The sequence below is a fragment of the Microbacterium sp. ARD31 genome (assembly GCF_031844425.1).
In genome coordinates, this window is record NZ_JAUZVE010000001.1 from 582,272 (window position 1) to 600,090 (window position 17,819).

The following is a 17,819-nucleotide window of genomic DNA, read 5'->3' on the forward strand; positions in this document are numbered from 1 at the left end:
GAACGCTAACAGGCTCGGCATCCGACTCGACGTACAATCTCGTGTGCTTCCCGACACTCTCTCGTCCGACACGGCGATCGATCCCGCTGATCTCGCCACCACTCTCCGGGTGCTCGCGGCCCTACCCTCCCTCCCCCGGACGCACCCCGACTTCATCGCCGTCCGGCAAGCGAGCGCGGCGATGTTCAAGGCGGCGAAGAAGGAACGCCGCCGCGAGATCCGTGAGGCCGTCGCGACCGCCGACCGCGAGGTCGTCCACGCGACGGCGACGGGAGCGCCGGACCGCATCGACGACGAGACACGCGGCATCCCCATCGCTGCCCGCACCGCCGCCCCCATCGCGGGCGTCCTCAAGAAGGCGCGCGGCTGCTACATCTGCAAGCAGCCGTACACGATCGTCGACGCCTTCTATCATCAGCTCTGCCCCGACTGCGCGGCCCTCAGCCACGAGAAGCGGGATGCCCGGACCGACCTCACCGGCCGACGGGCGCTCCTCACGGGTGGGCGCGCGAAGATCGGCATGTACATCGCGCTGCGCCTGCTGCGCGACGGCGCCCACACCACCATCACGACGCGGTTCCCGCGGGATGCCGTGCGCCGGTTCCGCGCACTGCCGGACTCGGCCGAGTGGATCGACCGGTTGAAGATCGTCGGCATCGATCTGCGCGACCCGGCGCAGGTGATCGCCCTCGCCGACGACGTCGCCGCTGCGGGCCCGCTCGACGTGCTCATCAACAACGCGACGCAGACGGTGCGCCGCTCCCCCGGCGCCTACCAACCGCTCGTCGACGCCGAACTCGCACCGCTCCCCGACGGCCCGCTGCCCGAACTCGTCACCTTCGGGCACACCAACGACCGGCACCCCGAGGCCCTCGAGCGGTCGGTGAGCGCGCACCCGATCCTCGCCGCGGCGGCCGATCGCGCCGACGTGCTCACGCGGGAGGCGATGGCCGCCGGGTCGACGTCGCTCGACCGTCTCGCCGCAGGGACGGCGATCGACGCCGGCGGTCTGATCCCCGACCTCGATCACACGAACTCCTGGGTGCAGCGCGTCGAGGAGGTCGATCCGCTCGAGATGCTCGAGGTCCAGCTCGCGAACACGACGGCGCCGTTCCTCCTCGTGTCCAAGCTCCGGCCCTCGCTCGCCGCGAGCCCCGCCCGGCGGACCTACATCGTCAACGTCAGCGCGATGGAGGGTGTCTTCGAACGCGGGTACAAGGGCCCCGGGCATCCGCACACGAACATGGCGAAAGCCGCCGTCAACATGCTGACCCGGACGAGCGCCCGCGAGATGTTCGAGAGCGACGGCATCCTCATGACGAGCGTCGACACCGGATGGATCACGGACGAGCGGCCGCACCCCACGAAGGTGCGCCTCGCGGAGGAGGGGTTCCACGCCCCGCTGGACCTCGTCGACGGCGCCGCTCGCGTCTACGACCCCATCGTGCGTGGCGAAGCCGGCGAGGACGTCTTCGGCGTCTTCCTCAAGGATTACGCGCCGGGCCGCTGGTGATCCCGTTCCCCGCTCCCGGGACCCGCGTGGTGGTGCGCTATCTCCTGCCCGACGGGCGGGCGACGGACGCCCTCGGCGAGCTCGTGTCGGTCGATCCCGACGTGATCGTCGTCGACGGCAAGCGCGGGCTCGAACGCATCGGCCGCACGGCGGTCATCGCCGCCAAGGCGGTCCCACCGCCCCCGGAACCGCAGCCACGGCGGCCACCGGCCTGAGGGTCACTCCCCCAGACGGTTGCGGCTGCGCATGGCTCGCTCGGCCTCGCGCTTGTCTTCGCGTTCGCGGATCGTCTGACGCTTCTCGTACTCGCGCTTACCCTTCGCGACGGCGATCTCGACCTTCGCCCGCCCGTCTGAGAAGTACAGCTTGAGCGGGATGAGCGTGTAGCCGCCGGCGGCGACCGCGTGGGAGAGCTTGACGATCTCGTCCTTGTGCAGGAGCAGCTTGCGCGTGCGCTTGGCGGCGTGGTTCGTCCAGTGACCCTGCGAGTACTCCGGGATGTGCACGGCGTCGAGCCAGGCCTGGCCGCCGTCGATGAACGCGTAGCCGTCGCTCAGGTTCGCGCGCCCCTGACGCAGCGACTTCACCTCCGTGCCGGTCAGCACGAGACCGGCCTCGTAGGTCTTCTCGATGGCGTACTCGTGGCGCGCGCGACGGTTGGTCGCGATGACCTGTTCCCCGCGTTCCCTGGGCATGATGACTCCTCGACGCGGCCGCGCTCCGCGCGCGACCGGCCTGCCAGTCTAACGGAGGCGTACGCTCAGGTGCGCAGCCATCGGCGGATGGCGAAGCTGGCCGACAGCGCCGCCAGCACGAGACCGAGAACCACGATCAGCGGGATGACCAGCAGCGCATCCCGTCCGTCGATCCACGTCGTCACGAAGTCGATCTCGTCGACGAGGAACCCGTGCACGCCGTACTGCACGCCGAGCCAGACGGCGACGCTGGCCAGTGCCGAGCCGATGAAGGCGGCGAAGACGCCCTCGAGGACGAACGGCGTCTGGATGAACCGGTTGGATGCCCCGACGAGACGCATGATGCCGAGTTCCTTGCGCCGCGCGTAGGCCGAGAGCCGGATGGTGGTGGCGATGAGGAGCACGGCCGCCACGAGCATGAGCCCGGCGATCCCCACCGCGAAGTAGGTCGCGATCGTGAGCGCCGAGAACAGCGGCTGCAGATACTCCATCTGGTCGGTCACCCCCTCGACGCCCTGCGTTCCCGAGAACGCCTCGTCGATGACATCCGTCTGCGTGGGATCCACGAGGTTGACCCAGTACGTCTCGTTCAACTGGGCCGGGGTGATGAAGTCCTTGTAGTCCTCGCCCATGAGGTCGAGGACGTTCTGGTAGGCCTCCTCGCGTGTTTCGAACCGGACGCTGCGGACGATGCCCTCGAGTGCCGGGCTCTCGAGCTTCTCCTTGACCGAGGCGAGTTGTTCGTCCGTCGCCTCGCCGTCGCTGCAGGTGGTCTCCGTAGACCCGTCGCGGCACATGAAGATCGCGACCTGGGCGCGCTCGGCCCAGTACCCCTGCATCTTGGCGATCTGCATCTGCATGAGTAGGGCGGCGCCCACGAACGTGAGCGACACGAAGGTGACGAGGATGACGGAGATCACCATCGACGCGTTGCGACGAAGACCCGTGAGGGCCTCGCCGAGGACCAGACGGACTCTCATGCGGTCGGCCCCACTTCGTCGTCGTCGCGGTGCCCGAGACCCAGACGGTCCGCTGCCCCGAGCCCGTCGATGTCGCCGAGGTCGATGTCGGCGGGGGCGATCGGGATGCCTCTGGTGCCCGTGTCCGGCTCGGACGCCACTGCCCGGGCCGCGGCATCCGTCTGCACCTCGGTCACCGGGGGCGGGTCCTGCACGACGGGGACGGCGGGCAGCACCGTCTCGGGCTGCGGGGCCGGAGGCTCGATCGGGTCCGGGAGGGGCTCGACCGCCCCCGTGTCGCCGGTCGCGATCTGCTTCTGCAGTTCGAGGACGGCCGTGAGCGCCGCCGTGGCCGCCGCGCCCTTGACCGTCTCGGGCGTGAGGACGGGCAGGCCCGATGTGTCGCCGTAGCCGCCGTGGCGCTCGTCACGCACGACCACGCCACCGCGCAGCTCGATGACGCGGCGCTGCATCTGGTCGACGAAGCCCGCCTCGTGGGTCGCCATCACGACGGTCGTACCGCCGGCGTTGATGCGGGCCAGCAACTGCATGATGTCGATGGAAGTTCCCGGGTCGAGGTTTCCGGTCGGCTCGTCGGCGAGCAGGATCTGCGGCCGGTTGACGATGGCGCGCGCGATCGCGACACGCTGCTGCTCACCGCCTGAGAGCTCGTGCGGCAGGCGCTTCTCCTTGCCCGCCAGGCCCACCAGGGCGAGGGCTTCGGGGACGGACTGCTGGATGAACGCGCGACTCGACCCGATGACCTGCAGCGAGAACGCGACGTTCTGGAAGACGGTCTTGTTCGGCAGCAGACGGAAGTCCTGGAAGACCGACCCGATGTGACGACGGAAGTAGGGGACCTTGCGCGTGCTCAGACCGCGCACATCGCGTCCGAGGACGACGACGCGACCGTCGGAGGCGGTGTCCTCGCGGAGGATGAGGCGCAGGCACGACGACTTCCCCGAGCCCGACGCGCCGACGAGGAACACGAACTCCCCGCGCTGGACGTCGAACTCGACGTCGCTGAGGGCGGGTTTGCTGGTGCCGCGGTACTTCTTGGAGACCTTTTCGAAGCGGATCATGGCCAGACGAGCCTAAGCGGCGGGGCCGCCGCATCCGTCAGCGACACTCCCGCGCGCTCAGGGGGCTGACAGGGTTCCCCGGACGATCGAGTCGCCCGAGTGACCCGGATCCCCGTCGACGTCCTCCTGCGAGATGTCGACCACGGTGAACCGCGACAGGTCGACGTCGTCGGGGATGTCGAAGGAGCCCGAGCTTCCGTCGAGCACGCCGAGGCTGATCAGGTCGCTGGCGTCCGACGTGAGCAGCCACACCTCGCGGTAGCCGTCGTCGGGGACGGATGCCGTCAGGTCGACCACGACGCGGTCGTGACCGTCGACGCGCTCGAGCATCGCCTCGCCCTGGGCGCCCGCCCAGGTCGGGAAGCCGTCGAGCCGGGCCTCGGAGATGATCTCGGGACGCGGGGCGATGCCCCCGGCCGTCCAGACGCCTGCCACGATCGCCACGACGGCGGCGGCGGCTCCCGCCATCACGAAGAACACCGGGCGACGACTGACCCGCCGGCGACGTGCCACGTGCCGGGCCCCGGTCGACGGCGCCTCGGAGGGACGGGATGCCGGCTCGTCGGGCGTCGACTCCGGTGCGGTCGACGGCTCCGACGGTAGAGCGAGTTCGCTGCGGATGGACTCCCAGACGCGGTCGGGGGGCGTCAGGAGCTCCTCGCCGGTGCGGGTCGCCCGGCCTGCGGCGACCGCGCGCGCGAACGAGGCGACTTCGGCCGTGCAGTCCGCGCAGGAATCGAGGTGGTAGAGCTCGTCGGCGGACGGCTGCTCCCCCATCGCCAGGAGGGCGGCGACCTCGGGGTCAAGATGTGACATGGTGCGCCTCCAATCGGGTTCGCAGGCGGGTGAGACTTCGTCGGATGTGGCTTTTGACGGTGCCGAGCGGCATCCCCAGTCTGTTGGAGATCTGCTGGTGGGTCAGATCCTCGTAGAACGCCAGCGCCAGGACGGCACGGGCGTCGGGCTCGAGCTGGGCGACCTCGTCGGCCACGAGCATCGCGTCGGAAACGTCGTGTTCGACGACCTCGTCGGGGACGACCGCCTTCAACGCCTCCTCGAGACGTGCTGCGCGGGCACGGGCCTCGTGGGCGTCGGCGATGCGGCGACGCGCGATCGTGATGAGCCACGCGCCGAGAGGCGCCCCGTCCACGCGGTACGACGACCGGGAGGTCCACGCCGAGACGAACGTGCGCTGTGTGACGTCCTCCGCCTCGGTCGTGTCGCCGAGCGAGCGGACGGCGAGGGTGTACACGATGCGCGACCACCGGTCGTACATCGCCTTTACCGCGGTCTCGTCACCGGCCGCGAATCGCTCAGCGAGGTGGGTGTCGTCGTCGACGGCCTGCTCCTTCCGTGCGGCGAGCCGAGGCGGGGCCGTGATGGTCACGACTGCGCCTTCGCTATGAGCACCACGTTATCGCTGTAGGTGCGGGTCTGCTGATCGAAATCACCACCGCAGGTGATGACGGCGAGGGTCCGCGGACCCTCACGGGTGAACAGCTCGTCCACGGGGAGCTCCGCGCGGGGGATGTACGTGACCGACTCGGTGACGTAGGTGGTGACCGTGCCGTCGGCGTCCGTCACCGTCACCTCGTCGCCCTCCTTCGCCTCACGCAGTCTGGCGAGCGGTCCCACACCGTACTCCCGGTCGTCCACGTGGGCGGCGATCACGGTCGTGCCTTCGGCGTCGGCGGGGGCCTTGCCGAAGCGGTACCACCCCGCGATCGACGGACGTTCCGGGATCTCCATCTCGCCGGTGTCCTGCACCCCGACCGCCTCCACCGGCATGTCGACGTCCAGCGACGAGATGGCGAGCCGCTCCGGTGCCGGAGCGCGCACGACGGCCTGCGGAGTGGCGGGAGCGACCGGGACGGAGACCTGCGGCGTGGGAGCCGCCGGTCGAGGGGAGATCGTCCCGGTCGCGCCCGAACCGGTGTCGGAGGGGGGTGATCCCACCTCCGACACCGGTGCACAGGCCGCCAGCATCAGGGCCGTCAGCGTGACGGCGATGATCGACAGGCGGCGCATGTCAGGACCTCAGCGGCGCGCAGCCGAGGTACGGGTGACGAGCACACCACCGGCGACGAGGCCGGCGATGAGGGCGGCACCACCGGCGATGAGCCAGCCGTTCGGGCCGTTCTCGGCGACGAGGCCCGCCGAACCGGTGTTGACACCGTCGGGGCCGGAGTGCAGACCGTCGATGGTCTGCGTGGCCAGGGCGAGGTTGCCGTCCTCGGCCGAGCCCCACGCGTAGGCGATCGTCAGGACGCCCTCCTGGACCTCGACGTCGGCCGGGCCGATGACCGGGTCGGTCGTGCCCTCGAGCGCGACGGCCGCGCTCACCGTGCCGGCGGGCAGGTCGAGCGACTCCTCGTTGGGGTTGGTGAGGCCGGTGATGACCGCTTCGCCGCCGGCGAGCACGTCGACCGCCGGAGCGGCGGCCACGTGGCGCACCGTCAGACGACCCTCACCGGCAGCGGTCTCGGAGGTGTCGTTCGTGAACAGGTTCGCAGTGGGGGTGCCCTCGGCGTCGAGGTGCGCGACCGCGGTGTAGTTCATGCCGGCCTCGAGGGTGAGGTCGATGGGGCCGAGGACCGGGTCGGAGTCGTCGGTGGCGTCCGCGGCGGTCAGCGCGACCGAGTAGGTTCCGCCAGGAAGCTCGAGCGGACCGCCGAGGTCACCCGGCTGGAAGTCGTCGATCGTCAGGTCGCCGTTGACGTACACGTCGACGGGGGTGTCCGGGATCGCGTGGAGCACCGCGAGGTCGGCCGTGTCCGACGTGGCAGCGGATGCGGGGGCGAATGCAGCGAATGCCACGGCGGCACCGAGGGCGACGCCCGCAGAGAGTGTCTTGCGCATGGGAACTCCTTCTGATTCGGCGCGAGGTGTTCGCGCTTTCACAGAGGTATTCCCGCGGTCCACCGACTGTGGATGCAGGTGGATGAAAAAATCTCGAAGAGATTCCTCCGCGTCGACTCAGTCGTCGTCGTCCTTGCGCTTGCGCCAGCGGATGCCGGCCGCGATGAAGCCGTCGAGGTCGCCGTCGAACACGACCGCGGGGTTGCCCACCTCGTGTCCCGTACGCAGGTCCTTCACGAGTTGCTGACCGTAGAGGAAGTACGAGCGCATCTGGTCGCCCCAGCTCGCGGTGATGGTGCCGGCGAGCTCCTTCTTCTTCGCCGCCTCCTCCTCCTTCTGCAGCAGCATGAGTCGGGTCTGCAGGACGCGCATCGCGGCCGCACGGTTCTGGATCTGGCTCTTCTCGTTCTGCATCGAGACGACGATGCCCGTCGGGATGTGGGTCAGTCGCACGGCCGAGTCGGTCGTGTTGACCGACTGTCCGCCGGGCCCCGACGACCGGAACACGTCGACGCGGATGTCGCCCTCGGGGATGTCGACCTCCTGGGCCTCCTCCATGACGGGGATCACCTCGACGGCGGCGAAGCTCGTCTGGCGCTTGTCGGCCGAGCCGAAGGGGCTGATCCGCGCGAGGCGGTGGGTGCCCGCCTCGACCGAGAGCGTGCCATACGCGTACGGCGCATCCACTTCGAAGGTGGCGGACTTGATCCCGGCGCCCTCGGCGTAGGACGTGTCCATCACCTTGACGGGGTACTTGTGGCGTTCGGCCCAGCGCAGGTACATGCGCATGAGCATCTCGGCGAAGTCGGTGGCATCGTCGCCGCCGGCGCCGGAGCGGATCGTGACGACCGCCCCACGGTCGTCGTACTCGCCGTCGAGGAGCGTCTGCACCTCGAGCTGGCTGATGACCTTCTCGAGGTCGGCGATCTCCCGACGGGCCTCCTCGGCGGAGTCCTCGTCGTCCATCTCCTGCGCGAGCTCGACGAGCACCTCGAGGTCGTCGAGCCGCTGCTCCACCTCGGTGACGCGCTTGAGCTCGGACTGGCGGTGGCTGAGGGCGCTGGTGACCTTCTGTGCTTTCTCGACGTCGTCCCAGAGGTCGGGGGCGCCCGCCTCTTCGGACAGACGGGCGATCTCGGCGGAGAGAGCGTCGACGTCGACGACCGCCTTGATCTCACCGAAGGTGGAACGGAGGGCCTGGATGTCCGCAGACGGATCGAATTCAAGCATGACACTCCAGAGTAACGTGGATGGGGATGACCGACCGCCCCGACTCCCCCGCTGTTCGAGATGTGCTCTGGCGATTCGGCCCCATGGTCTATGCACCGACCGTCCTGTTCGCCATCGGCGAGGGTGCGGTCCTCCCCCTCATCCCGAGTCTCGCCGGCTCCCTCGGCGCCGACGTCGCCCTCTCGGCGCTGATCGCGTCGATGCTCGTCGTGGGCCAGCTCATCGGGAACCTCCCCGCCGGCTGGGCCGTCGCGCGCGTCGGCGAACGGGCCACGATGATCGCCGCGGGAGCCCTCGCCCTCGTGGTCTCCCTGACGGCCGCGCTCCTGCCGTCGCTGCCCGTGTTCGCCGGCGCCGTCTTCCTCATCGGGTTCTGCGCCGCGGCGTTCGGTTTGGCGCGGCACTCCTTCATGACGACGCGTGTGCCGGTGCTGTTCCGCGCTCGCGCCCTCTCGCTGCTGGGCGGCACGTTCCGGCTCGGCATGTTCACCGGCCCGTTCATCGCCGCCGCGCTCATCGGATTGTTCGGCGACGAGCGGGCGACCATCTGGTTCTTCGCCGTCTGCCTCGCGGCCCTCATCGTCCTCGTCACGGTCGGTCCCGATCCGGAGAAGCAGTTCGTCGCGCAGCCCGTGCACAGCCTCGACGCCGAGGACTCGGGCGAGCCGGTGACGGGATCGATCCCGGTGGCCGAGCGCATCGGCGTGTTCCGGACGATGTGGCGGCACCGGGGGGTGCTCTCGCGCGTGGGACTCGCAGCGGCGTGCCTGTCGGCCGTGCGGTCGGCCCGTCAGGTGGTGCTGCCCCTGTGGGGCGTGTCGATCGGCCTCGACGCGCAGACGATCGCGCTCGTCGTCGGCATCTCCGGGGCGCTCGACTTCGCCCTCTTCTATGCGAGCGGCCAGGTCATGGACCGCTTCGGACGCCTCTGGGCCGCGCTGCCGGCGATGATCCTGATGGGCAGCGGCTTCCTCGCCCTCTCCGTCACCCACGACGGAGCGTCCGCCGAGATGTGGTTCGCGATGTTCGCCGCCGTCCTCGGCGTCGGGAACGGGTTGTCCAGCGGCATCCTCCTCACCATCGGTGCGGACCTCGCTCCCAAGGACGATCCCGCTCCCTTCCTCGGGTCCTGGCGGACGTTGACGGATGCCGGTGGTGCCACGACCCCGCTGATCGTGACCGGCATCACCGCGATCTCGTCCCTGTCGTTCGCCGCCGGGGCGGTCGGTCTGATCGGCTTGCTGGGTGCCGTCGCCTTCGTGCGCTGGTTGCCGCGTTTCCTGCCGCACGTGGACCGCCGCCCATGACCAGCGACACGACGGCGATCGCGATGCGTCGGGGCGACCTCACGGTCCGCGCGAGCCTCACCTGGCGCCGGGAGGGGTGGCGCTACGCCGTCTCGCTGTCCTCCGACGCCGTCGAGACGATCGAAGAGGTCGCCGATGACGCCTTCGAGGCTCTGTGCCGGGTTCGCGAGCACCTCGAGCCGCGGGGCTGGCGCATCGGCGTCGTCGGTGCGCAGGCCGACGTCTGGCCGAGCGGGATGGCGCGGGATCAGGGCGGCGGGCTGCGCGCCTATCGGGTGGGTGAGGACCGCGTCGGCGACCTCGTCGAGGGGTAGGGGTCGTCCCTCTGATCAGGTGGTTGGACGCGCTATGTTGCCGACATGAGCTACTTCGACAGCGGCCAACCACCCGCCCGTCCCACTGATATCGACGCGCCCGTACCGCAGCTGGTATTCCTGGGGATCGTCGGCGGCCTGTCCCTGATCGCGGCGATCATCTTCGCGGTGTGGTCGGGGAACATCGACATCTGGGAGTACTCACGTGACTCCGATATCGCGCTGAAGGTGGGGCTCGGTGCGTGGGCTGACATCCTGATGATCGTGGGCATCGTGGCGTCGGTGGGTGCGATCGTCCTCGACGGTGTCATGCACCTTCTGAAGCGGGTTGTCGGTGCGGCGGTGGTTCCGCCGGCGTCACCCGTGGATCCCGCGTAGGTCGTCTCCGCTGGTCGGCCGTTCAACCCAGGGAACGTCGATGCGTTTCCCGTCCCACCCGCACTCGTACCCACCGTCGACCTCGCGGAGGACGGTCCCGCAGAGTGGGCACGACGGCTGAGTGGCGTCGTCGAACTCGTCACTGGTCACCCGTCAATGATGCCCTTCAGGTCTGGGTAGATCCCGCCTGGTGGTGGGCCTGGGGACAGGGTTGCGATGTACGCGCGGTGGATGAGCATCGTCGCCGCCCGGAGCGTGCTGCACTCGATGAGTTCACGGTCGCGGTGTAAGGCGCGGTAGAAGACACGGTCACCCTGCCGGCGGATCTCCACACGCCCGTACTGTTCCCCGAACGGGGCGACCATGACCCAGGTGCCGGGAGGGCCTTCCTCCGCAGCGAGCATCGGATGCCAGTCGCTCATGCGCCGATCGTGCCACGAGCGGGGTACAGCGGGCTGCTAGTGCAGCACGACCTTGTGCACTTCGTCGCGCTGCACCACGAACGAGTGAACGTCCTCAAGCACGATGTACTCGGCTCGCTTGTGGATCACGTTGCCGTTCATGACCTCGCCCTCGGCGGCAGGGCTGCCGCCGAGGTCCAGCCTCGGCGCGAACTGATCCGCTCGAGCGATCAGGGTGATGTTGCGGCCCACCTCGATCGACTCCCAGGCGCGGTCGGTGATCTTCCTCTTCAAAGCCATGCGTCTCCCCCTCGATGTGAGCCGAGCCTAGTGGCGACGTGAAACGCGGAACAGCCCTCGACCAGCACCCGAAGATGCCAGCCGAGGGCTGGATCACTGCCTGCGTCCCCCGCTCCGATGGCCGCAAGAGGTCTTCAGGGTTACCCTCCGCAAGCCTCGATGAGCTTCGGGCTGAGGACAGCGAAGCGCGCGCGCAGATCACCCATCGAGTCCGCGGCCTCTGTCATCCCGTCGGTGTCTTTCGCAGCCACTGCCTTGCCCGCATCGATGTACACGTTGCCGAACCCTGAGATGATGTCAGCCATCTCGTCATTGAGCTGCTTGAACTCTGCGGGGCCGGTGATGTCGCGGAGTTCGTCGGCGAGCTCACCCAGTCGTGCGCCAGCGATCTCCGCGCCGGCGTCGACTGCCCCCACGTCCCCCATGAGCCCGGTGATCTCGAGGGTGATGTCGGTATTCTCTTCGCATGCTGTGGCGAGTGTGTCGTCGCTTGTGCAGCCGGTGAGTGCGATGCTCGCGATGGCGAGAGTTGTGATGGCCAGGCCCCCGTGTTTCATGACGGAAGCATACTGACGAAGCGGTGATTCGACGGGTAACGCGGAACAGCCCCCGACTACCTCGAGGTGAGGCAGCCGGGGGCGCAGTGATCCAGCGGACCGCACCCCTGCAGTCGCTCACGCCTGACGAGCTTCGCCTCGCCGAGGTGCCGCTCACCGTCGACCCGAAGCCGCGCCGAAGGGTGAAGGCGTGGGTGCGATTCGGTGAAACGCCCGTGCGCGTGGATGCCGTCGCCGCACGCTGGACACCGTCTGCTGTCGGAATCACCTTCACCGTCGACGGGCAGGAGCACCGCTGCTGGGTATGGATCGGCGCGATCGACGAAACCGAACGACAGCGCTAGGTTCACGTCCATGACCGCCCAACCCACCGCAGGACAGATTCGATCGCTTGAGCGATACCGACTCAACGCTCACCTCGTGCGGAAAGCGTTCCACCACCACTGGGACACTCACGTCGACCCAGAGCGGCAAGGTCGCGGTGATCCCGAGGATCCGGAGTTCTTCGCCTGGATGAGCCTCTGGTACTCGACCGTGCAAGTGGTGCTCGAGGGATGCCGGGACCTCGACATCGAGATCAACCTGCGACCCGAACTTCTTGACGAGTGGCGACGGCCCCTTGAGCTGTTCCGCAATAAGACCTTCCACCCACAAACCGAGTTCCCGCACCCGTTCCTCACCGACTACATCGCCCGTGAGGATTCCGTGGCCTGGGTTTATGCGCTCAGCGCCGAGCTCGGCGCTGCAATCGAGCGAGAAGCACGGCGCTTAGGCCTCGCACGAGGGCCCTCTGGCTTCTATCTCTGAACGCGCGGTCCCGGAGCTCGGACGAGAAAGACCCTATCTATGTTTTTTCTTGCAGTCCGGCGGTCATGAGGGTGATCAGCACCCAGCCGGGCACGTCGCCCCGATCGTCGTCGCGGACGTCCCCGAGCACGGCACCCCAGGCGGTGCGCAAACGGGACAGAGTGGAACGGATCATGATGTTCTCCTTTCGGTCAGGTATCAGCCGACCCCGAGCCGCAGCATGACGATGCCGGGGAAGACGGCGAAGAGGACGCTCATCGGCAGCAGCAGGAAGACGATCGGACACAGCAACGGGTAGTAACCTTTCCGCATGCCTTCCAAACCAGCAGCCAGCTACGCGCGCATTAGCGAGAAGGTCAGCGCCCGCGACAAGGTGGCTGACCAGCACGTACAGAACGAGGCCCACGCGGCTGCACGGGGCTATCGCATTGTCGCTAGGTACACCGACGACGGCATCAGTGCGCTGGGCCACAAGGTGCGGCCGGACTTTGAGCGCATGCTGGCCGACGCTGAGGCTGGGGTGTTCCAGGTGATCGTGGCCACGGAAGAGGAGCGCCTTGCCCGCAACGTTGAGGAGAAGCTGGAGCTGCATGCCGCGTGCGAGGTAGCCGGTGTCGTGTGGGACACGGCGCGTGATGGGTACGTGGACCCAGCCACCGATAGCGGCGAGTTCATGTCCACGATCCGGGCTGCAATGGGCCGCATTGAGTCCAAGCGCAAGGCGCGGCGTCAGCGTGCCGCCAGCGATGCCCGCGCGGCTGACGGCATGCCCACCGTGCGCCCTGGCTACGGCTACCGGCGCAAGGATGGGCGAGACGTGGTCGTGGAGGCCGAAGCTGCGATCATCCGCGAGGCAGCGCGCCGCGTGCTCGACGGCCACTCGCTGCGAAGCATCGCTACCGACTTCAACAATCGGGGCATCACCTCGCCGCGCACTGGCGAGCAAGCACGGCAGGCCGAGAAGACGGGCACTCCCCCACCCCCGCCGATCCCCTGGCAGGGCGTCACGCTGCGGCAGCTTGTGCGGCGTCCGTCGCTGGCGGGGCTGCGCACGCACCGGGGCAAGGTGATCGGCAGGTTCAACCCCGAGATGCATCCGCCGATCCTGGACGAAGACACGCACGCTCGCCTGGAGGCGCTGCTATCGGACCCGAGCCGCGCCCAGGGCACCGGGGGCCGCACGCCTGTCCATCTGCTGTCGGGCTTGGCGGTGTGTGGCCGGTGCGACGGCACCGTTGACGCTGCTGGTGAGCCGGTGCTGTGTGGTGGGCGCATGGTGCGTGCCCCCGGCCGGATGACGACCACCAAGTCGGGCGGCACTAAGCGCCAGCCACCGAGCTACGTGTGCGTGGCGTGTCACCGCGTGCGGCGCAAGCAGCAGCAGGTGGACGAGTTCGTGACCGAGGTGATCCTGCGCCGTCTGGAGCAGCCCGATGCAGCCCAGCTATTCAGCCGAGGCGATGCCGGTGCCGCCAAGCAGGCGCGCGACGCCATGGACGCGATTGATGCCCGCCTGGCTACGGCTGCCGATCAGTTCGCTGACGGAGTGCTCACCGGCGACCAGCTACGGCGCATCACTGAGAAGCTGCGGGCTGACCGTGCAGGGCACGAGCGCGTCATCGCTGAATCCATGCCTGCGCGCGTGCCGGTCGACGTGGTGGGGCCACTTGCCCGCGAGACCTGGGCGGGGCTGCACATTGACACTCGCCGGGCCATCATCGCGGCGCTGGTGAGCGTGGTGATCCTGCCCAGTGGTAGCGGGCGCACCTTCGACCCCGACCTGATCCGCATCGACTGGCGCTCGTAGCAGCGCGGAGCTGTACCCGACCACGGGCGACCGGGCGCTCCCCGCCGACCTTGGGCTACCCCACGGCACCCCCAGTCGGGCAGATGGGCGCTGCGGTCGGCAGGCAGCCGGTCAACACGCCGAGGGGCAGAAGTTTCTTGGGGGCAGTTTGCGCACACCTGCTGCCCCGCAAACTTGCCGACTGGTCTGGCCTTCTCCACGCTGCGGGGACTATTGGAATAGTCGTTTGACCAGGGGTTTCCAATAGCGGTCTCCCCGCCAGGTGTGGCAGGCTAGGGGCATGCCAAACATCCCATTCGTCGTCAAGGTAGTCTGCAGGGGCACAGCCCAGCAGCCGCACCAGCAGCGACGCCTGGCCCGCTACCAGCGGGTCGAGGATGGATGGGAGCGCGCCGACCGGCACGGCACCGACATCTTCGTGAGCGCTGGCCCCAAGGGCATCCAGATGGAGGCTCGCCCGGTGTTCGCCTGCCCGTGCGGCCGTCGCGTTAGGATCGACCCCGACAAGCTTCAGCACCTGCTGGAGACTGCCAACGGCAAGCCCATCACGGTCTAGCCACCACACAACTTCACACCGCTGGTGACCGGCGGCATATAAGTCAGGGTCACGAGGGCATCACAGCCGGTACGACGCGCTACGACGCGTATATATCCCGGTGCCTAGACCGACGGTCGAGCTCCCTGCCGGAGTACCTACTCCGCAGAAGGAATGCTCCCGTGGCTGACACACCACTCACCCCGCATCAGGCGGCTGGCCCCGTGGCCGTCGCTGTACGCCTCAAGGACCCCGAGCGCGAGGCCATCGCCCGGCGCAACCTGGCCGAAGCCAAGATCGCTGACGCCATCGACAAGGCGCTGGCTGCTGCGCCCCCGCTCAACAACCAGCAAATCCACCGGCTGACTGCACTGCTGCGGGGTGGTTCCCGGTGAGCAAGCACGTCAAGGTCAACTACCCCAGCAAGAAGCGGCTCACCGAGACCGAGGCTGCCAACGTCCTCAAGCGTGGTCCCGAGCTGCGCTGGTTCGAGCCGTGGGCTGCACGCGGGGTGAACCTTTCCGACACCCAGGCCCAGGGCTGGGGCTACATCCACATCTACAGCGTCGGCGGGTCGTTCAACTACGACTTCGCATCCTGGCCCGACGAGGCAGGACTGCGCACTGGCCTGGAGGCGCTGTGGGAGCGCCACACGGGCGAGGGCATCCAGACCGACCCCACCTTCCCCAAGTGTGACCGCTGCGACAGCGTCATGTACTTCGTGCCCGACTCGGCTGCGGTGCCCCGGCTGTACGCGGTCATCGAGACTGACATCGAGGACGAGTCGTGAGTGCCCCACGTAGGCCGGTGCGCGCGCTCCTCGGTGACGGCACCATCCCGGCTGACGTGCTGCGCCGCATGGACCCTGCCCTGGCTGCTGCTGGCGACCCTGCCACCTGGTCCCCCGTAGCCGAGGCCCGCGTGCGCGTGGCGGCTGCCGTGGCGCTCAAGGCCGTGCACACCAAGCTGTCGGCAACCCCGGACCTCCCCTGGGACGAGGCCGCTCAGCTTGACGTGCTGCTGGGGCAGAGCTGGGTGGAGGACATCATGCGTCGTGTTCGCCCGTCGGAAAGGGCCGTTAGCGCCTTCCGCCTGCCCACTGGAGACGGGGTGCAGCCGTGAGCGTGCCTGTCCGTGCTGCGCTGCGGCTGGCTGCTGCGGGCTGGCGCGTGCTGCCGCTGAACGGCAAGAAGCCCTTCCTGACCGACTGGATGAACCTGGCCACTACTGACAAGGCCACGATCCGCCAGTGGTGGGCCGAGCAGGACTTCAACGTCGGCGCGGTAATCCCGGACAACCACGTCGTCATCGACATCGACCCGCACAATGGCGGCAGCCTTGCAGCCCTGGAGGACTTGGCCAAGGTGCGCATGCCCCCGACGCTGAGCATCTACTCAGGCCGTGGTGACGGCAGCGTGCACCTGCACTACCTGCGCCCGTTCCCGAAGACGACCAAGGTGCGCATGCCCGAGGGCATCGACGTGCTGTCCAACGGTCAGGTCGTGATGCCGCCCAGCATCCACCCCGACACCGGCCAGCCGTACAGGTGGGGCGCTGACGTGCCCGTGGCCCGCCTGCCCCGCCAGGTCATCAGCCTGATCCAGCCCACGGTGTACAGCCCGCGCCGGAGCGGCAACAGCCAGGACGTCGGCGGCCTCATCAGCTACGTGCGCAAGCAGCCCAAGGGCCAGCGGCACGACGCCTATCACTGGGCGGTGCGTAGGGCCATCGAACAGCAGGTGCCCGAGCGGCAGCTTCGCAAGCTCATCGAGGCGGCGGAAGACCTCGGCTTCACACCACAGGAGGCCCGACGCATCGTCGAGTCCGTAAGAAAGGCATCAGCATGACCACCCCTGCACCGTCAACCGAGGACGGCACCGAGACGCCCGAAGAAGCCGAGGAGCGCGAGTATCAGCGGATGCTGCCGCTCTTGCGGGGCCAGCACCGGGCACGCCGCCAGGTGGAGCAGGAAGCCGCGCTGGAGGCGGAGTGGAGCACGCTGCACGCCGAGGCGGAACCTGACGCCGACCCGTCCACTACCGGCTACCCGATGATGACGCTCGACAAGCTGCGCGCCCGCCCCAAGCCCAAGTGGAAGATCGCAGGCCTCATCTCTGAGAGCTCCGTCTGCGTCATCGGCGGGCCGACCAACATCGGCAAGACCTTCGTCGGCGTTGACCTGACAGCACACATCGCCCTCGGCCTGCCGTGGGAGGGGCGCGACGTGGTCCAGGGCCGCGTGGGCTACCTGATCGCTGAGGGGTCGGAGTACTTCCCTGACCGCGTAGCTGCGTGGGAGCAGTACAACGGGCGCACCGTGCCCAGGCACGACTACCTGGTGTACGACGGCGAGGACTTCAACCTGTCCGACCCGGCAGACGTGCAGCGCATGTGCGTCACCGTCGTGCGCAAGGCCATCGACGTGCTCGTCATCGACACGCTCAGCCAGCTTGGCGGGCTGCTCAACGAGAACGACAACGTGCAGATGGCCACTGCTGTCAAGGCAGCCGTGCGCATCCGGCGCGCTCGTCCGGGCTGCACCGTCATCATCATGCATCACGCGAACGCCGGAGGGCTGCTGCGTGGGGCGAAGGCGCTCTGGGCCGACGTTGACACGGTGCTGATGCTGGTGCCGTCCAAGCCGCGCAAGGACGAGGCAACCGAGCCGAACAGCACGTTCGTCATGAGCACCGAGTTCAGCCGTGGGGGCAAGCAGCGCAACGCTGCGACCGCGACGATCCCCGGCTGGCACCTGGAGGACGTGGGGCCGTCGAAGGTGGCCGTGCGCCTGGCCATGACACACGACCCCTACCAGGCGCACATCCTGGCGGTGCTCGCGGACGGCGAAGAGCACAAGCGCGCGGACTTCGCCGAGGGCTGGGACGACCCCTCCGGAGCGTGGTCCGACGAGCGCTACGAGACCGCCATGAAGAAGCTCATCGGCGCGGGCGCGGTCGTCCGCACGGGCAAGGGCAACGGCACCAAGTACCGGAAGGCGGAGCAGTCATGAACAGCTTCACCGGGGTCGTTCACCGTCGTCAGCCGCCGAACGCCGTGGCCGAGAACCGCGTAATC

26 protein-coding genes are annotated in these 17,819 nt (G+C 68.6%); 14 read left to right on the plus strand and 12 right to left on the minus strand.

Annotation, left to right across the window (positions count from 1 at the left end; all coding sequences use genetic code 11):
- Positions 1 to 43 precede the first annotated feature (43 nt).
- On the plus strand, positions 44 to 1,513 hold the full coding sequence (locus tag Q9S36_RS02975; protein WP_311283864.1) for an SDR family NAD(P)-dependent oxidoreductase: 1,470 nt from the start codon (positions 44 to 46) through the stop codon (positions 1,511 to 1,513).
- Entirely contained in the window at positions 1,510 to 1,728 is a 219-nt protein-coding gene (locus tag Q9S36_RS02980; protein ID WP_311283865.1) for a hypothetical protein, read from the plus strand. Before Q9S36_RS02975 ends, Q9S36_RS02980 begins: the two co-directional genes overlap by 4 nt.
- A 3-nt stretch (positions 1,729 to 1,731) precedes the next feature.
- Here the strand turns inward: Q9S36_RS02980 and smpB are convergent, their stop codons facing one another.
- The 8 genes from smpB to prfB form a co-directional block, all read right to left on the minus strand.
- The gene (smpB, locus tag Q9S36_RS02985; protein ID WP_064001887.1) at positions 1,732 to 2,208 is read right to left on the minus strand and encodes an SsrA-binding protein SmpB; all 477 of its coding nucleotides are present in this window, start codon (positions 2,206 to 2,208) and stop codon (positions 1,732 to 1,734) included.
- Positions 2,209 to 2,273: 65 nt separating this feature from the next.
- On the minus strand, positions 2,274 to 3,188 hold the full coding sequence (gene ftsX, locus Q9S36_RS02990) for a permease-like cell division protein FtsX (protein WP_311283866.1): 915 nt from the start codon (positions 3,186 to 3,188) through the stop codon (positions 2,274 to 2,276).
- Positions 3,185 to 4,249 carry a cell division ATP-binding protein FtsE gene (gene ftsE, locus Q9S36_RS02995; protein ID WP_311283867.1) on the minus strand — a complete coding sequence of 355 codons (1,065 nt, stop codon included), beginning with the start codon at positions 4,247 to 4,249 and terminating at the stop codon, positions 3,185 to 3,187. The genes ftsX and ftsE overlap by 4 nt, the downstream gene beginning before the upstream one ends.
- Positions 4,250 to 4,306: 57 nt before the next feature.
- Positions 4,307 to 5,065, minus strand: coding sequence for an anti-sigma factor (locus tag Q9S36_RS03000; RefSeq protein ID WP_311283868.1), 759 nt, complete (start codon positions 5,063 to 5,065; stop codon positions 4,307 to 4,309).
- Positions 5,052 to 5,630, minus strand: coding sequence for an RNA polymerase sigma factor (locus Q9S36_RS03005; RefSeq protein WP_396653721.1), 579 nt, complete (start codon positions 5,628 to 5,630; stop codon positions 5,052 to 5,054). The genes Q9S36_RS03000 and Q9S36_RS03005 overlap by 14 nt, the downstream gene beginning before the upstream one ends.
- A gap of 2 nt (positions 5,631 to 5,632) precedes the next feature.
- A complete protein-coding gene (locus Q9S36_RS03010; protein ID WP_311283870.1) occupies positions 5,633 to 6,277 on the minus strand; it encodes a class F sortase in 645 nt (214 codons plus the stop codon).
- 9 nt (positions 6,278 to 6,286) lie between these two features.
- The gene (locus Q9S36_RS03015) at positions 6,287 to 7,108 is read right to left on the minus strand and encodes a DUF4397 domain-containing protein (protein WP_311283871.1); all 822 of its coding nucleotides are present in this window, start codon (positions 7,106 to 7,108) and stop codon (positions 6,287 to 6,289) included.
- A gap of 117 nt (positions 7,109 to 7,225) precedes the next feature.
- The gene (prfB, locus tag Q9S36_RS03020) at positions 7,226 to 8,338 is read right to left on the minus strand and encodes a peptide chain release factor 2 (protein ID WP_064001880.1); all 1,113 of its coding nucleotides are present in this window, start codon (positions 8,336 to 8,338) and stop codon (positions 7,226 to 7,228) included.
- A 26-nt stretch (positions 8,339 to 8,364) separates the two neighbouring features.
- Here prfB and Q9S36_RS03025 point away from each other — a divergent pair, with 26 nt between their 5' ends.
- From Q9S36_RS03025 to Q9S36_RS03035, 3 genes are read left to right on the plus strand one after another with little or no spacing between them, the layout of a single operon-like run.
- Positions 8,365 to 9,645, plus strand: coding sequence for an MFS transporter (locus Q9S36_RS03025; RefSeq protein WP_311283872.1), 1,281 nt, complete (start codon positions 8,365 to 8,367; stop codon positions 9,643 to 9,645).
- Positions 9,642 to 9,959, plus strand: a complete 318-nt coding sequence (locus Q9S36_RS03030; RefSeq protein WP_311283873.1) for a hypothetical protein — start codon at positions 9,642 to 9,644, stop codon at positions 9,957 to 9,959. Before Q9S36_RS03025 ends, Q9S36_RS03030 begins: the two co-directional genes overlap by 4 nt.
- A 45-nt stretch (positions 9,960 to 10,004) precedes the next feature.
- Positions 10,005 to 10,337 (plus strand): hypothetical protein, encoded by a 333-nt coding sequence (locus Q9S36_RS03035; protein ID WP_311283874.1) that lies wholly within the window; start codon positions 10,005 to 10,007, stop codon positions 10,335 to 10,337.
- Positions 10,338 to 10,483: 146 nt separating this feature from the next.
- Here Q9S36_RS03035 and Q9S36_RS03040 read toward each other — a convergent pair whose 3' ends face one another.
- The 3 genes from Q9S36_RS03040 to Q9S36_RS03050 all read right to left on the minus strand — a co-directional run bounded on the left by Q9S36_RS03040 (position 10,484) and on the right by Q9S36_RS03050 (position 11,595).
- Positions 10,484 to 10,759, minus strand: a complete 276-nt coding sequence (locus Q9S36_RS03040; RefSeq protein ID WP_311283875.1) for a hypothetical protein — start codon at positions 10,757 to 10,759, stop codon at positions 10,484 to 10,486.
- 36 nt (positions 10,760 to 10,795) lie between these two features.
- On the minus strand, positions 10,796 to 11,038 hold the full coding sequence (locus Q9S36_RS03045) for a hypothetical protein (RefSeq protein ID WP_311283876.1): 243 nt from the start codon (positions 11,036 to 11,038) through the stop codon (positions 10,796 to 10,798).
- Positions 11,039 to 11,178: 140 nt separating this feature from the next.
- Positions 11,179 to 11,595, minus strand: a complete 417-nt coding sequence (locus Q9S36_RS03050; protein ID WP_311283877.1) for a hypothetical protein — start codon at positions 11,593 to 11,595, stop codon at positions 11,179 to 11,181.
- Between the two features lie 146 nt (positions 11,596 to 11,741).
- Here Q9S36_RS03050 and Q9S36_RS03055 point away from each other — a divergent pair, with 146 nt between their 5' ends.
- Complete coding sequence (locus Q9S36_RS03055) at positions 11,742 to 11,939, plus strand: hypothetical protein (protein WP_311283878.1); 198 nt, start codon at positions 11,742 to 11,744, stop codon at positions 11,937 to 11,939.
- A gap of 10 nt (positions 11,940 to 11,949) precedes the next feature.
- Positions 11,950 to 12,402: a hypothetical protein gene (locus Q9S36_RS03060; protein ID WP_311283879.1), complete on the plus strand. Its 453-nt coding sequence runs from the start codon at positions 11,950 to 11,952 to the stop codon at positions 12,400 to 12,402.
- 37 nt (positions 12,403 to 12,439) lie between these two features.
- On the opposite strand, the gene Q9S36_RS03065 is transcribed toward Q9S36_RS03060, so the two are convergent.
- Positions 12,440 to 12,577 carry a hypothetical protein gene (locus Q9S36_RS03065; protein ID WP_311284466.1) on the minus strand — a complete coding sequence of 46 codons (138 nt, stop codon included), beginning with the start codon at positions 12,575 to 12,577 and terminating at the stop codon, positions 12,440 to 12,442.
- Positions 12,578 to 12,712: 135 nt separating this feature from the next.
- On the opposite strand from Q9S36_RS03065, the gene Q9S36_RS03070 reads away from it, so the two are divergent.
- From Q9S36_RS03070 to Q9S36_RS03100, 7 genes are all read left to right on the plus strand, one after another.
- Positions 12,713 to 14,209 carry a recombinase family protein gene (locus Q9S36_RS03070; RefSeq protein WP_311283880.1) on the plus strand — a complete coding sequence of 499 codons (1,497 nt, stop codon included), beginning with the start codon at positions 12,713 to 12,715 and terminating at the stop codon, positions 14,207 to 14,209.
- A gap of 280 nt (positions 14,210 to 14,489) precedes the next feature.
- On the plus strand, positions 14,490 to 14,765 hold the full coding sequence (locus tag Q9S36_RS03075) for a hypothetical protein (RefSeq protein WP_311283881.1): 276 nt from the start codon (positions 14,490 to 14,492) through the stop codon (positions 14,763 to 14,765).
- Positions 14,766 to 14,926: 161 nt separating this feature from the next.
- Positions 14,927 to 15,139 carry a hypothetical protein gene (locus tag Q9S36_RS03080; protein ID WP_311283882.1) on the plus strand — a complete coding sequence of 71 codons (213 nt, stop codon included), beginning with the start codon at positions 14,927 to 14,929 and terminating at the stop codon, positions 15,137 to 15,139.
- Positions 15,136 to 15,534 carry a hypothetical protein gene (locus Q9S36_RS03085; RefSeq protein ID WP_311283883.1) on the plus strand — a complete coding sequence of 133 codons (399 nt, stop codon included), beginning with the start codon at positions 15,136 to 15,138 and terminating at the stop codon, positions 15,532 to 15,534. The genes Q9S36_RS03080 and Q9S36_RS03085 overlap by 4 nt, the downstream gene beginning before the upstream one ends.
- Positions 15,535 to 15,551: 17 nt before the next feature.
- On the plus strand, positions 15,552 to 15,866 hold the full coding sequence (locus tag Q9S36_RS03090; RefSeq protein ID WP_311283884.1) for a hypothetical protein: 315 nt from the start codon (positions 15,552 to 15,554) through the stop codon (positions 15,864 to 15,866).
- Entirely contained in the window at positions 15,863 to 16,591 is a 729-nt protein-coding gene (locus Q9S36_RS03095) for a bifunctional DNA primase/polymerase (RefSeq protein WP_311283885.1), read from the plus strand. The genes Q9S36_RS03090 and Q9S36_RS03095 overlap by 4 nt, the downstream gene beginning before the upstream one ends.
- Positions 16,588 to 17,754, plus strand: a complete 1,167-nt coding sequence (locus tag Q9S36_RS03100) for an AAA family ATPase (protein ID WP_311283886.1) — start codon at positions 16,588 to 16,590, stop codon at positions 17,752 to 17,754. The genes Q9S36_RS03095 and Q9S36_RS03100 overlap by 4 nt, the downstream gene beginning before the upstream one ends.
- Positions 17,755 to 17,819 lie beyond the last annotated feature (65 nt).